At 64.2% G+C, this 14,554-nt stretch carries 9 protein-coding genes; 8 read left to right on the forward strand and 1 reads right to left on the reverse strand.

All coding sequences use genetic code 11. The features are described 5' to 3' along the window. Positions 1-89: 89 nt before the first annotated feature. Positions 90-3,380 carry a transglutaminase family protein gene (locus FHR27_RS15455; RefSeq protein ID WP_179538999.1) on the reverse strand — a complete coding sequence of 1,097 codons (3,291 nt, stop codon included), beginning with the start codon at positions 3,378-3,380 and terminating at the stop codon, positions 90-92. A gap of 211 nt (positions 3,381-3,591) precedes the next feature. On the opposite strand from FHR27_RS15455, the gene FHR27_RS15460 reads away from it, so the two are divergent. The 8 genes from FHR27_RS15460 (at position 3,592) to pgi (ending at position 14,507) form a co-directional block, all read left to right on the forward strand. Next, positions 3,592-3,768, forward strand: coding sequence for a hypothetical protein (locus FHR27_RS15460; protein ID WP_042556252.1), 177 nt, complete (start codon positions 3,592-3,594; stop codon positions 3,766-3,768). Between the two features lie 56 nt (positions 3,769-3,824). Next, positions 3,825-6,779, forward strand: coding sequence for a sensor histidine kinase (locus tag FHR27_RS15465; RefSeq protein WP_042556251.1), 2,955 nt, complete (start codon positions 3,825-3,827; stop codon positions 6,777-6,779). A gap of 94 nt (positions 6,780-6,873) precedes the next feature. After that, on the forward strand, positions 6,874-8,298 hold the full coding sequence (locus FHR27_RS15470) for a sigma-54-dependent transcriptional regulator (RefSeq protein ID WP_042556250.1): 1,425 nt from the start codon (positions 6,874-6,876) through the stop codon (positions 8,296-8,298). Positions 8,299-8,947: 649 nt separating this feature from the next. Further along, the gene (locus FHR27_RS15475) at positions 8,948-10,345 is read left to right on the forward strand and encodes a polynucleotide adenylyltransferase PcnB (protein ID WP_042556249.1); all 1,398 of its coding nucleotides are present in this window, start codon (positions 8,948-8,950) and stop codon (positions 10,343-10,345) included. 2 nt (positions 10,346-10,347) lie between these two features. Continuing rightward, the gene (folK, locus tag FHR27_RS15480) at positions 10,348-10,827 is read left to right on the forward strand and encodes a 2-amino-4-hydroxy-6-hydroxymethyldihydropteridine diphosphokinase (RefSeq protein WP_042556248.1); all 480 of its coding nucleotides are present in this window, start codon (positions 10,348-10,350) and stop codon (positions 10,825-10,827) included. A 233-nt stretch (positions 10,828-11,060) separates the two neighbouring features. Further along, on the forward strand, positions 11,061-11,861 hold the full coding sequence (gene panB / locus FHR27_RS15485; RefSeq protein WP_179539000.1) for a 3-methyl-2-oxobutanoate hydroxymethyltransferase: 801 nt from the start codon (positions 11,061-11,063) through the stop codon (positions 11,859-11,861). Continuing rightward, positions 11,858-12,718 (forward strand): pantoate--beta-alanine ligase, encoded by an 861-nt coding sequence (gene panC / locus FHR27_RS15490; protein ID WP_042556246.1) that lies wholly within the window; start codon positions 11,858-11,860, stop codon positions 12,716-12,718. Before panB ends, panC begins: the two co-directional genes overlap by 4 nt. A gap of 124 nt (positions 12,719-12,842) precedes the next feature. Continuing rightward, positions 12,843-14,507 (forward strand): glucose-6-phosphate isomerase, encoded by a 1,665-nt coding sequence (gene pgi / locus FHR27_RS15495; RefSeq protein ID WP_042556245.1) that lies wholly within the window; start codon positions 12,843-12,845, stop codon positions 14,505-14,507. The last annotated feature ends 47 nt before the right edge of the window (positions 14,508-14,554 follow it).

The raw sequence follows: 14,554 nt of genomic DNA on the forward strand, positions 1-14,554 counted from the left end.
CAGGAAGCGGAGTGTACTGGTGTACATGCGCACTCCTGAGCTGTTTTTAACGCCGCAGCGTCGGCGCGCAGCCGACGTTGCGCAGGTTCTCAGATGCGGCGCAGATCCAGGGTCGTTGGCAACTCCTGATTACTGCTTGGCGTCAGCGCAGCCCGTTTACCCGGGCTATGCCCAAGGCGGAAGAAGCGTGCCAGGCGCCGGCTTTCCGCCTCATAGGCGTTCACCGGCAGGCTGTCATAGTTTCGCCCACCGGGATGGGCGACATGATACTGGCATCCGCCGATGGAGCGGTTCATCCAGGTATCCACCAGGTCGAAAATCAGCGGCGCATGCACGCCGATGGTCGGCTGCAGACAGGCCGCGGGCTGCCAGGCACGGAAGCGCACCCCGGCGACGAACTCACCGACCTTGCCGGTCGCTCGCAGCGGGACCGGCACGCCATTGCAGGTCAACACGTAACGATCCGGGGTCAGGCCATTGACCTTGACCTGCATCCGCTCGAGGGACGAGTCGACATAACGCACCGTACCGCCCACCGCGCCCTCTTCGCCCAGCACATGCCAGGGCTCCAGCGCCTGACGCAGCTCCAGATCGATGCCCTTGACGTTGAAGTCGCCGGCCTTGGGGAAGCGAAACTCGAAATGCGGTGCGAACCAGTCGGCGCGCAGGCGGTAACCGAAGGTGGTCAGTTCCTGCAGCACATCGGCAAAATCCTGCTCGACGAAGTGCGACAGCAAGAAGCGGTCATGCAGTTCGGTACCCCAGCGCACCAGGCGTGCGGGCCGGTAAGGCTCCTTCCAGAACCGCGCGATCAGCGCCCGCAGCAACAACTGCTGGGCCAGGCTCATCTGCGCGTGCGGCGGCATTTCGAAGGCACGCAGCTCGAGCAGACCAAGACGCCCGGAGGCCGAATCCGGGGAATACAACTTGTCGATGCAGAACTCGGCACGGTGGGTATTGCCGGAGACATCGACCAGCAGATTGCGCAGCAGGCGGTCGACCAGCCACGGCGGGCACTCGCGACCGGGCTCGGGCATCTGTGCGAAGGCGATTTCCAGCTCGTAGAGGGCATCGTTGCGCGCCTCGTCGACCCGGGGCGCCTGGGAGGTCGGACCGATGAACAACCCGGAGAACAAATAGGACAACGACGGGTGATTGTGCCAGTAGCTGATCAGGCTGCGCAGCAGATCGGGGCGGCGCAGGAAGGGCGAATCCACAGGTGTGGCGCCACCGAGAACGAAGTGGTTGCCGCCGCCGGTACCGGTGTGGCGGCCATCGATCATGAACTTCTCGCTGCTCAGGCGGCACTGACGCGCCTGTTCATAGAGGAACTCGGTGCGTTCGACCAGCTCGTCCCAACTGGCCGCCGGGTGGATATTCACCTCGATCACGCCAGGGTCCGGGGTCACCCGGAAGAACTGCAGTCGCGGGTCGTTAGGCGGCTCGTACCCCTCGAGGAGCACCGGGCAATCCAGTTCGGCAGCGGTGTCCTCGATGGCGGCGGCCAGCTCCAGATAATCCTCGAGGTCACTCAGCGGCGGCATGAACAGGTACAGCCGGCCATCGCGAGGCTCGGCGCACAATGCCGTGCGCACCACGTCGGCTGCCGACTGACCGCGTTTGGGTTTGGCTGGCGCATTGCCTCGGCTGCCATTCCAGACGCCGCGCGCCTGGTACTGCAACTCGGCGGAGGCCGGCAGCGGCGCGAACACCTGAGACGGGTCCGCTGGCGTCACGTAGGGGAATTCCTCGGCTTTGACCCAGGGCAGGGAATCCAGCGGCAGGCGATAGCCCAGGGCCGAATCGCCGGGTACCAGACGGCAATACTCATCGCGCAGGTACCAGGAGCCACTGCGCCAGCCAGCACGGCGGGTATCGCGGGCCAGCGGCAGGACATGCCCGATCACCCGATCGAGGCCCTGCTCGAATACCCGGCGCAGGCGCTCGCGCTCCAGTGGGTCGGCCAGGCGGGCGTCTTCAGGAGAAACGTTGTCGGGCAAACGCCCCTCACGCCACAGGTAATAGAGACCGTCTTCGAAAGCCGGAAAGCGGTGAGCCGCATCGACGCCCAGGCGCTCGGCCAGGTTGGCGAGAAAGCGCGCGGCCGTGTCGGCATCGGCGCCATAGTCGCGCCCTTCATCGGCCAGCAGCTCGGCGTTACGCCAGACCGGCTGACCATCGCGGCGCCAGAAGGCATTCAGCGACCAGCGCGGCAGCTGCTCGCCCGGGTACCACTTGCCCTGGCCGAAATGCACCAGGGCAGTTGGCGCGTAGTGCTCACGCAGGCGCAGGAACAGATCCGTGGCCAAACGGCGCTTGTTCGGCCCCAGAGCCGCGGTGTTCCATTCAGCGTCATCCGGGTAATCGAGGGCGACGAAGGTTGGCTCGCCGCCCATGGTCAGGCGTACGTCGGCGGCCTGCAGGTCGTCGTCGACACGGCGGCCCAGGTCGACGATGTCGCGCCATTGGTTGTCGGTGTAGGGTTTGGTGACCCGCGGCGCTTCCCAGATACGCTCCACGCGCATCTCATGGCTGAACTCGCTTTCGCAGTCGTCCACCGCCCCGCTGATCGGCGCTGCCGACGAGGGCTCCGGGCTACAGGCCAGGGGAATGTGACCTTCACCGGCGAACAGCCCGCTGGTGGGGTCGAGGCCGATCCAGCCGGCGCCTGGCAGGTACACTTCGCACCAGGCGTGCAGGTCGGTGAAATCCACCTCGGTGCCCGACGGGCCATCCAGGGATTTGACGTCGGCACTGAGCTGAATCAGATAGCCGGACACGAAACGTGCGGCCAGGCCCAGGTGACGGAACAGCTGGACCAGCAGCCAGGATGAATCACGGCACGAGCCCGAAGCATTGACCAGGGTCTGCTCGGGCGTCTGCACGCCCGGCTCCATGCGGATCAGATAATCGATATCGGCGGCCAGACGCTGATTCAGGGCGACCAGGAAATCCACACTGGCCTTTGGCGTACGGTCGATGCTCGCCAGATACTCGTTGAAGCGCGCCTCGCCCGGCAGCCTGACCAGATACGGCGCCAGCTCGCGCTGCTCGCCGGCGGTGTAGGTCAGGGGAATCTGCTCGGCATAGGGCTCGAGGAAGAAGTCGAACGGGTTGAACACCGCCATCTCGGCGACCAGATCCACCTCGACGCGCAACTCGCGGGTCTTTTCCGGGAATACCAGGCGCGCCAGGTAGTTGCCCTGGGGGTCCTGCTGCCAGTTGATGAAGTGCTCACCCGGCTCCACGCTCAGGGAGTAGGAAAGGATCCGCGTGCGGCTGTGGGGGGCCGGGCGCAAGCGAATGATCTGTGGCCCCAGATTGACGGCACGGTCGTAGCGATAATGAGTAACGTGGTGCAACGCGACATGAATCGACACGGCGGGCCTCCTGCAAGCCTGGGCGATGGAGATAACGGCGCAAGACTTGTGCCAGCGCCGGCCTGAGGCGGCGCAGCGAACAGCTCGGCGAAGACTTGGCCCCAGCATGGGGCATGCCACGCCCCACAACGAACATCACGCACCATAACAGCACCTTAGCCAGCGCAGTGCGCTTCCGTTACCATCGGCACACTCAGTAGCGAGACGCGGCATGTATATCTATCGATTGGTTCTGATCCTGGTAGTGGGCATCTACCTGTTCTCGCCCGCCATCATGGACTGGTGGATCGACCCCAACGGCGCCTGGTACCGGCCTTACATGCTGTGGCTGATCCTCATCGTGGTGACCTTCATCCTGCAGAGCCAGCGCGATGCAGACGAGCTCTGACCTGATGCGGGGTTGCCCGCCCACCGCCGTTCACCTCTACTCGCAGAGCCAACGTGATGCCGACGAGCTTTAGCCTCAGCGGGTTGATGGCGGTCAGCGCCGCCTACCTGCTCGTGTTGTTCAGTGTCGCCTGGTGCGCCGACCGCGGCCTGATTCCGCGCCGGCTGATTCGTCACCCGCTGACCTATACCCTGTCGCTGGGCGTGTACGCCAGCGCCTGGGCCTTCTACGGCACCGTCGGCCTGGCCTACCAGTACGGCTACGGCTTCCTGGCCAGCTACCTGGGCGTGACCGGGGCATTCCTGCTGGCGCCGGTGCTGCTCTACCCCATCCTGCGCATCACCCGTACCTATCAGCTGTCGTCGCTGGCCGATCTGTTCGCGTTTCGCTTTCGCAGCACCTGGGCTGGCGCGCTGAGCACGCTGTGCATGCTGATCGCCGTGCTGCCGCTGCTGGCCCTGCAGATCCAGGCGGTCACCGATGCGATCGGCATCCTCACCCGGGAACCGGTGCAGCCACAGATCGCCCTGGCGTTCTGCGGCCTGTTCATCCTGGTCACCATCCTGTTCGGCGCCCGCCATCTGGCGACCCGGGAAAAGCACGAAGGCCTGGTGTTCGCCATCGCCTTCGAGTCGGTGGTCAAGCTGCTGGCCATGGGCGCCATCGGTCTGTATGCGCTGTACGCGGTATTCGACGGCCCGCGCGAGCTGGAGCAATGGCTGGTGCTCAACCAGGCGGCGCTGGCCAGCCTGCACACGCCGTTGCAGGAAGGCCCGTGGCGCACCCTGCTGCTGGTGTTCTTCGCCTCGGCCATCGTCATGCCGCACATGTACCACATGACCTTCACCGAGAACCTCAACCCGCGCGCCCTGGTCAGTGCCAGCTGGGGCCTGCCGCTGTTCCTGCTGCTGATGAGCCTGGCCGTGCCGCTGATTCTCTGGGCCAGCCTGCGCCTGGGCTCGACCACCAGCCCGGAGTACTTCACCCTCGGCCTGGGCATCGCCGTGGACAGCCCGACCCTGGCGCTGATCGCCTACATCGGCGGTCTGTCCGCCTCCAGCGGCCTGATCATCGTCACCACCCTGGCGCTGTCGGGCATGCTGCTCAACCACGTGGTGCTGCCGCTCTACCAGCCACCGGCCGAGGGCAATATCTACCGCTGGCTGAAATGGACGCGCCGCGCGCTGATCGTCGCCATCATCCTCGCCAGCTACGGCTTCTATAACCTGCTCGACGCCCAGCAGGATCTGGCCAACCTGGGCATCGTGTCCTTCGTCGCCACCCTGCAGTTCCTGCCCGGCGTGCTCTCGGTACTGTACTGGCCGACCGCCAACCGCCGCGGCTTCATCGCCGGTCTGCTGGCGGGCATCGGCGTGTGGTCGGTCAGCATGCTGATGCCGCTGCTGGGCACCCTGCCCGGCCTCTACGTGCCGATTCTGGACCTGGTCTACGTGCTGGATGACAGCAGCTGGCACATGGCGGCCATCGCCTCGCTGGCCACCAACGTGCTGGTGTTCACCCTGGTCTCGGTGTTCACCGACTCGAGCCCGGAAGAGGACAGCGCCGCGGAAGCCTGCGCCGTGGACAACGTGCGTCGCCCACAGCGCCGGGAGCTGCTGGCGCTGTCGCCCCAGGAATTCGCCACCCAGTTGGCCAAGCCGCTGGGTGCCAAGACCGCCCAGCGTGAAGTCGAACAGGCCCTGCGCGACCTGCATCTGCCTTTCGACGAAAGCCGCCCTTACGCGCTGCGCCGCTTGCGCGATCGCCTTGAAGCCAACCTGTCCGGGCTGATGGGACCGAGCGTGGCCCAGGACATCATCGAGTCCTTCCTGCCCTACAAGTCCGGTAGCGAAAGCTACGTGACCGAGGACATCCACTTCATCGAGAGCCGCCTCGAGGATTATCACTCGCGCCTCACCGGCCTCGCCGCGGAACTCGATGCCCTGCGCCGCTATCACCGCCAGACCCTGCAGGAACTGCCGATGGGCGTCTGCTCCCTGGCCAAGGATCACGAGATCCTGATGTGGAACAAGGCCATGGAAGAACTCACCGAAATTCCCGCACAGCGCATCGTCGGTTCTCGCCTGTCGACCCTTGGCGAGCCCTGGCGTGACCTGCTGCAACGCTTCATCGAGATTCCCGACGAACACCTGCACAAGCAGCGCCTGGCGCTGGACGGCCAGATCCGTTGGCTCAACCTGCACAAGGCGGCCATCGACGAGCCGCTGGCACCGGGTAACAGTGGCCTGGTCCTGCTGGTCGAGGACCTGACCGAAACCCAGATGCTCGAAGACAAGCTGGTGCACTCCGAGCGCCTGGCCAGTATCGGTCGCCTCGCCGCCGGCGTGGCCCATGAAATCGGCAACCCGATCACCGGCATCGCCTGCCTCGCGCAAAACCTGCGCGAAGAACGTGAAGGCGATGGCGAACTGACCGAAATCAGCGCGCAGATTCTCGAGCAGACCAAGCGGGTCACGCGCATCGTCCACTCGTTGATGAACTTCGCCCACTCGGGTAGCCATCAGCAAGCCGACGAGCCGGTCTGCCTGGCCGAAATCGCTCAGGAAGCCATTGGTCTGCTGGCGCTTAACCGGCGCAGTGTGGACGTGCAATTCTTCAACCTGTGCAAGCCCGATCATTGGGCACACGGTGATCCACAGCGCCTCGCCCAGGTGCTGATCAACCTGCTGAGCAACGCTCGCGACGCCTCGCCAGCTGGCGGTGCCATTCGCGTGCGCAGCGAAGCGTCGGAACACACCGTCGACCTGATCGTCGAGGACGAAGGCAGCGGGATTCCCAAGGGCGTGATGGACCGGCTGTTCGAGCCGTTCTTCACCACCAAGGACCCCGGCAAGGGAACCGGACTCGGCCTCGCGCTGGTCTATTCCATCGTGGAAGAGCATTATGGCCAGATAACAATCGACAGCCCGATCGACCCCGAGCAGCAACGTGGCACCCGCATCCGGGTAACGCTGCCGCGGCACATCGAGGCAATGCCACTGGCGACCTAAATTCCGAAGAACCGCATTCCTGGCGATGCGCGTGGCCCAGCTTGGCTACAGCACCGGGAAGCAGGTTCCGAGACCGTCGAGAGAATTCGATTAAATGCCTCATATCCTGATCGTCGAAGACGAAACCATCATCCGCTCTGCCCTGCGTCGCCTGCTCGAACGCAACCAGTACCAGGTCAGCGAGGCCGGTTCGGTACAGGAAGCCCAGGAGCGCTTCGACATCCCGGGGTTCGATCTGGTGGTCAGTGACCTGCGCCTGCCTGGCGCACCGGGCACCGAGTTGATCAAGCTCGCCCAGGGCGCTCCGGTGCTGATCATGACCAGCTATGCGAGCCTGCGCTCGGCGGTCGACTCGATGAAAATGGGCGCTGTCGATTACATCGCCAAACCCTTCGATCATGACGAGATGTTGCAAGCCGTGGCGCGCATCCTGCGTGATCGTCAGGCGGTACGCAGCCAGGCAGGGAACGCTCCGGCCGCAACACGCGGCGCGGAAAAGAGCGACAAGGCCGCCAATGGCGAAATCGGCATCATCGGCTCCAGCCCGGCGATGCTGGAGCTGTACAGCAAGATCCGCAAGGTCTCCCCCACCGACTCCAACGTGCTGGTGCAGGGCGAATCCGGTACCGGCAAGGAGCTGGTCGCCCGGGCGCTGCACAACCTGTCGAAGCGCGCCAAGGCCCCGCTGATTTCGGTCAACTGCGCGGCGATCCCGGAAACCCTCATCGAATCCGAGCTGTTCGGCCATGAAAAGGGCGCATTCACCGGTGCCAGCGCCAGCCGCGCCGGCCTGGTGGAGGCCGCCGACGGCGGTACCCTGTTTCTCGATGAAATCGGCGAACTGCCCCTGGAAGCCCAGGCGCGCCTGCTGCGCGTTCTGCAGGAAGGCGAGATACGTCGGGTCGGCTCGGTGCAGTCGCAGAAGGTCGACGTGCGCCTGATCGCGGCGACTCACCGCGACCTGAAAACCCTGTCGAAAACCGGCCAGTTCCGTGAAGACCTCTATTACCGGCTGCACGTCATCGCCCTGAAACTGCCGCCACTGCGCGAGCGCGGCAGCGATGTGCTGGAAATCGCCCGCGCCTTCCTGCTGCGCCAATCCACCCGCATGGGGCGCACCGACCTGCATTTCGGCCCCGACGCGGAACAGGCCATCCACCACTACAGCTGGCCGGGTAACGTGCGGGAACTGGAGAACGCCATCGAGCGCTCGGTGATCCTCTGCGACGGCAGCACCATCAATGCCGACCTGCTGGGTATCGACATCGAGCTGGAAGACCTCGACGACGATGCGTTCATGGGCCTGCCGCCACAGAGCGGAGCGGTCAATGGCACCAGCCAGGACCCCAGCGAGGATCTTTCGCTGGAAGACTACTTCCAGCACTTCGTACTCGAGCATCAGGACCACATGACCGAGACCGAACTGGCCCGCAAACTGGGCATCAGCCGCAAGTGCCTGTGGGAACGTCGCCAGCGCCTGGGCATTCCGCGGCGCAAGTCGAGCGTTACCAGCGAATAGCGTCTAGCTCGGCTGTTACCGCACCGAGCGAAGCACGTAACAAAGCCGGGGTTTACGGTAACGGAATCCCGGCTTTTTTTTGCCCTCGCAAAAGTCAAAAAACCTAAATTATTGTTTTTAAAGGAAAAATAAAAACTGGCACGCGGAATGCTTTATCTCTCGCACAACAACAATAACAAGCATGACCAACGACAATAAAAATAAGACGAAACGACTCCAGCACAATAAGAACAAGACGGCAGGAGACGCAGCTAACTGATTCTTTTGGAGAGGATTTCCTCATGGGGCCTTGCCCCGTAACCAGATAGAGAACAATAAAACTGTCGATAGACAGCACCGGTTCTGGTTGGGTCAGAGACCCGAGGTAGCGTCAGCATCCAAAGTAATCCGTTTGCTCTTGCTCCCGATACGGGAGGTTTTCCGGACGGCATGGATTCCGGAACGGGCGATCGAACAAGAACAACAAGCCCGCATAACAAGAAAAACGCATAGCAACATTTGTGGGGGAGCTTCGGCTCCCCCAGTAGCTTGTGCCCCGGCCTGCCCTCCCTCCCCCGCTTACACCCATCCGCGACTCAATGCTAGAATCCGCGCTATTTCTGCGCCTTTACATTATTCTGGCCATTCATTTCGTCATACAGTGCTCTCCATGCTGAAAAAGCTGTTCAAGTCCCTTCGTTCGCCGCTGCGCCGCGCTCACCAGCCTCACAGTACGCCGCACGTGCTGAACAACAACCAGCACCCGATCCAGCGTGGGCAGATAAGCCGCTACGCGATCAGCGTGGTCGAGCGTCTGCAGAATGCAGGCTACGAGGCCTATCTGGTCGGTGGCTGCGTACGCGATCTGCTGCTGGGCATCGAGCCCAAGGACTTCGACGTCGCCACCAGCGCTACCCCGGAGCAGGTCAGGGGTGAATTCCGCAATGCCCGGGTGATCGGTCGCCGCTTCAAGCTGGTCCACGTGCACTTCGGCCGCGAGATCATCGAGACCGCCACCTTCCGCGCCAACCACCCGCAGGGTGAAGAGGAAGAGGATACCAACCAGTCCTCGCGCAACGAGAGCGGCCGCATTCTGCGTGACAACGTCTACGGCACCCTGGAGGACGACGCCCAGCGCCGCGACTTCACCATCAATGCGCTGTACTACGATCCGGTATCCGAGCGGATTCTCGACTACGCCAATGGCATGCACGACATCCGCAACAACCTGGTGCGGCTGATCGGCAACCCCACGCAGCGTTATCAGGAAGATCCGGTGCGCATGCTGCGTGCCGTGCGCTTCGCCGCCAAGCTGGACTTCGATATCGAGAAGCACAGCGCCGATCCCATCTATGACCTGGCTCACCTGCTGGGGGGCATTCCCGCCGCTCGCCTGTTCGACGAAGTGCTCAAGCTGTTTCTCAGCGGCTACGCCATCTACACCTATGACCTGCTGGTGGACTACGGCCTGTTCGGCCAGCTGTTCCCGGCCAGCGCCGCGGCGCTGAGACAGAACCCGGAATACACCGACACACTGATCCGCAACGCCCTGGACAACACCGATCTGCGCATCCACCAGGGTAAGCCGGTCACCCCCGCTTTCCTGTTCGCGGCGCTGCTCTGGCCAGCGCTGCCGGCTCGAGTGATTCGCCTCCAGGAGCGCGGCATGCCGGCCATTCCGGCCATGCAGGAAGCGGCTCACGAACTGATCGCCGAGCAGTGCCAGCGCATCGCCGTGCCGAAACGCTTCACCCTGCCGATCCGCGAGATCTGGGACATGCAGGAGCGCCTGCCACGACGCAGCGGCAAGCGCGCCGATCTGCTGCTGGAAAACCCACGCTTCCGCGCCGGTTACGACTTCCTGCTGCTGCGCGAGAGCGCCGGCGAGGAAACAGGCGGCCTCGGCGACTGGTGGACGGACTACCAGGACGCCAGCGACAGCGACCGCCGGGTGATGATCCGCGACCTGTCCAGCAAGGACGACGCACCAGGTGCGCCCCGCAAGCGCCGCCGCAGTGGCGGCAACAAGCGCAAGCGCAGCCCTCAGGGCGGCGGCGCAGCCGACTAAGCATGGAACGTGTCCATATCGGTCTGGGCAGCAACCTCGCCGAACCGGCCGAGCAGTTGCGCCAGGCGCTTGCCGCACTCGAGCACCTGCCAGATACCCGCCTCGCGGCGGTTTCTTCCTTCTATGTCAGCGATTCGCTGCTCCCCGGCCAGCCGCGCTACACCAATGCCGTCGCGGCGCTGGACACCGATCTGCAGCCGCTGCAGCTGCTCGATGCGCTGCAGGCCATCGAACGGGGTCAGGGCCGCGAACGCCACGAACGCTGGGGCCCACGTACGCTCGACCTGGACATCCTGCTGTTCGGCGAGCGGCTGATCGACGAGCCACGACTGCGCGTCCCGCACTACCACATGCACGCGCGGGCCTTCGTGCTCTACCCACTCGCGGAAATCGCTGCCGGCCTGGAGTTGCCCGATGGCCGCTCCCTCGGCGCACTGCTGGCGGCCTGCCCCTTCGAGGGCCTGGAACGCCTGACGCCCTGAAGCAGGTGGTTCTGCCGCTGGCGGTAACGACGTAACAGCGCGGTAACACATTCGATTGACTTGCCCCCCCGCCATCGGGACTATAGCCACCCATTGCCCCATGCCGGAGCAAAAAGGGCCGCCAAACAGGCCACATTGAAGCAGCCTAGCTGCCTCTTCGATGCCAGAAAGAACCTGCTCCACGAGAGCCTGCATTCAACAGGCCCGCACAGGTTCCGAGTGAGGATACGTTCATGCCTGATGTAACCCTGACCACCCTGCAAGCGCTCAAGCAGAAGGGCGAAAAGATCACCATGCTGACCTGCTACGACGCCACCTTCGCCAAGGTCAGCTCGCAGGCAGGCGTAGAAGTGCTGCTGATCGGGGACTCCCTTGGGATGGTGCTGCAGGGGCATGACAGCACGCTACCGGTCAGCGTCAACGACATGGCCTACCACACGGCCAGCGTCAAACGCGGCAACCGCGGTGCGCTGATCGTCGCCGACCTGCCCTTCATGGGATACGCCACCGTGGATCAAGCCCTGCAAAATGCCGGCGCCTTGATGCAGGCGGGTGCTCACATGGTCAAGATCGAAGGCACCGCCTGGCTGGCCGAATCCATCGCGCGCCTGGCTGAACGTGGTGTGCCGGTGTGCGCACATATGGGCCTGACCCCGCAAACCGTGAATATTCTCGGTGGCTACAAGGTGCAGGGCCGTCAGGAGGCACAGGCCCGGCAGATGGTTGCCGACGCCATCGCGCTGGAGCAGGCGGGTGCGGCCATGCTGTTGCTCGAATGCGTACCGGTCGACCTGGCGGGCGAGATCAGCCGCACCGTGAAGATACCGGTTATCGGCATTGGTGCCGGCCCGCAGACCGACGGCCAGGTACTGGTGCTGCACGACATGCTCGGGGTGTCCCTGACTGGCCGCATGGCCAAGTTCGTGAAGAACTTCATGGATGGCCAGGCCGGTATCGAAGACGCCATCGCGGCCTATGTGAAAGCCGTGAAGGACGTCAGCTTCCCGGCCGCCGAACACGGATTCTCCGCATGAACACCGTGAAGACCGTGCGCGAGCTGCGCGCTGCCGTTGCCCAGGCCCGTGCCGAAGGCAAGCAGATCGGCCTGGTGCCGACCATGGGCAACCTGCACGCCGGCCACGCCGCACTGGTGGAAAAGGCCGCGCAACGCAGCGACTTCGTGGTCGCCAGCATCTTCGTCAACCCGATGCAGTTCGGCCCCTCCGAAGACCTCGACAAGTACCCGCGCACGCTCCAGGCCGACCAGCAGCGCCTGGTCGACGCTGGCTGCCATCTGCTGTTCCACCCGGACGTCGCAGAGATGTACCCCGGCGGCATGGGCGAGCAGACCCGCATCAGCGTGCCGGGCGTGTCCGAGGGCCTTTGCGGTGCCAGCCGCCCTGGCCACTTCGAGGGCGTCGCCACCGTGGTCACCAAACTGTTCAACATGGTACAGCCCGATCTGGCGGTGTTCGGCCAGAAGGACTTCCAGCAACTGGCGGTGATCCGCACCATGGTGCGCGACCTCAACATGCCCATCCAGATCATCGGCGAACCCACCGTGCGCGCCGAGAGCGGCCTGGCCCTGTCATCGCGCAACGGTTATCTGAGCGATGAGCAGCGCGAAACCGCCACGGTTCTGTACCGCTCGCTGCAGCACATCGCCCAGGCCATCCAGGCTGGCGAGCGCGACCTGCCGGCCCTGATCGCCCAGGCGCAGCGCCAGCATGCCGATGCAGGGCTGCGTGCCGACTATCTGGAAGTGCGCGAAGCACAGAGCCTGCGCCAGCTCGGCCCAGGCGACCGCGAGCTGGTCGTGCTGGTGGCCGCCTACCTGGGTAATACCCGGCTGATCGACAACCTGAGCTTCACCCTTGATCAAGGCTACTGACGGCCACCTGCACCGGGCCTGAAAACCCGGATACACTCGAAAGCCCGGACGATCATCCGGGCTTTTTGGTATGTACCACCCTCGCTGAAGTCTGCCCAACCCAATGCCCCAACAAGGAAGCCCCATGGCGTATTACCAACAGCCGCTCGATGTTCTCGCCCTCCCTACCTGGCAGGCGTTGCAGCAGCATCGCCAGGCCATGCAGCACTTCAGCATGCGCGACGCCTTCGCTGGCAACCCGCAGCGTTTCGAGCAGTTTTCCCTGAGCAGTTGTGGCCTGTTTCTCGACTATTCGAAGAACCTGGCCAGTGACGAGACCGTCTCGCTGTTGATGGCGCTGGCCCGCGAAGCCGGCCTGGAGCAATCGATCCGCGCCATGTTCGACGGCGAGAAGCTCAATGCCTCGGAAGGTCGCCCGGCATTGCATACCGCACTGCGTCGGCCGCTCGGCGACAAGGTGCTGGTCGACGGCATCGACGTGATGCCACAGGTGCAGCGGGTACTGCAGCAGATGACCGAACTGGTCGGGCGCATCCACAACGGCCTGTGGCGCGGTTACACCGAAAAACCCATCACCGATGTGGTGAACATCGGCATCGGCGGCTCCTTTCTCGGCCCGCAGCTGGTTTCCGAGGCACTGCTGCCCTTCGCCCAGCGCGGCGTGCGCTGCCACTACCTGGCCAATATCGACGGCAGCGAATTCCACGAGCTGTCGGCCAAGCTGCAGGCCGAAACCACCCTGTTCATCGTTTCATCGAAGTCCTTCGGCACTCTGGAAACCCTCAAGAACGCCCAGGCCGCACGCGGCTGGTACCTGGCTCAGGGCGGCTCCGAGGCCGAGCTGTATCGTCATTTCATCGCCGTGTCGAGCAACCGCGAAGCCGCGGTGGCGTTCGGTATCCGCGAAGAGAACATCTTCCCGATGTGGGACTGGGTCGGTGGGCGTTACTCGCTGTGGTCGGCCATTGGCCTGCCGATCGCCCTGTCCATCGGCATGTCCAACTTCAAGGAACTGCTGGCCGGTGCCTACAGCATGGATGTGCACTTCAAGACCGCGCCATTCGAGCAGAACATGCCGGTCCTGCTGGCCTTGCTGGGTATCTGGTACGGCAATTTCTGGGACGCCCAGAGCCAGGCGATCCTGCCGTACGACCATTACCTGCGCAACATCACCCGGCACCTGCAGCAACTCGACATGGAGTCCAACGGCAAGAGCGTGCGCCAGGACGGTAGCCCGGTCAGCGGCGCGACCGGCCCGGTGATCTGGGGCGGCGTGGGCTGTAATGGCCAGCACGCCTATCACCAACTGCTGCACCAGGGCACCCAGCTGATTCCGGCGGACTTCATCGTTCCGGTGGTCAGCTACAACCCGGTCGCCGACCACCACCAGTGGCTCTACGCCAACTGCCTGTCGCAGAGCCAGGCCCTGATGCTCGGCAAGTCCCGCGAGGAAGCCGAGGCGGAACTGCGCGGCAAGGGCCTTGGCGAAGACGACATCCAGCGCCTGGCGCCGCACAAGGTGATCCCCGGCAACCGGCCGAGCAACACCCTGGTGCTCGAGCGCATCAGCCCCCGCCGCCTCGGCGCGCTGGTGGCCCTGTACGAGCACAAGGTGTTCGCCCAGAGCGCCATCTGGGGCATCAACGCCTTCGACCAGTGGGGCGTGGAACTCGGCAAGGAGCTGGGCAAGGGCGTCTATTCGCGCATGGTCGGCAGCGAGCAAAGCAGCGCCGAGGACGGCTCCACCCAGGGGCTGATCAACTACTTCCGCGGTCGCCATCGCGGTTGATGGATTGCCGGCGCTCGCTCATCGGCGAGCGCCGGCAACACTTTGCG

It is taken from the genome of Pseudomonas flavescens (assembly GCF_013408425.1).
Lineage (GTDB): Bacteria > Pseudomonadota > Gammaproteobacteria > Pseudomonadales > Pseudomonadaceae > Aquipseudomonas > Aquipseudomonas fulva_A.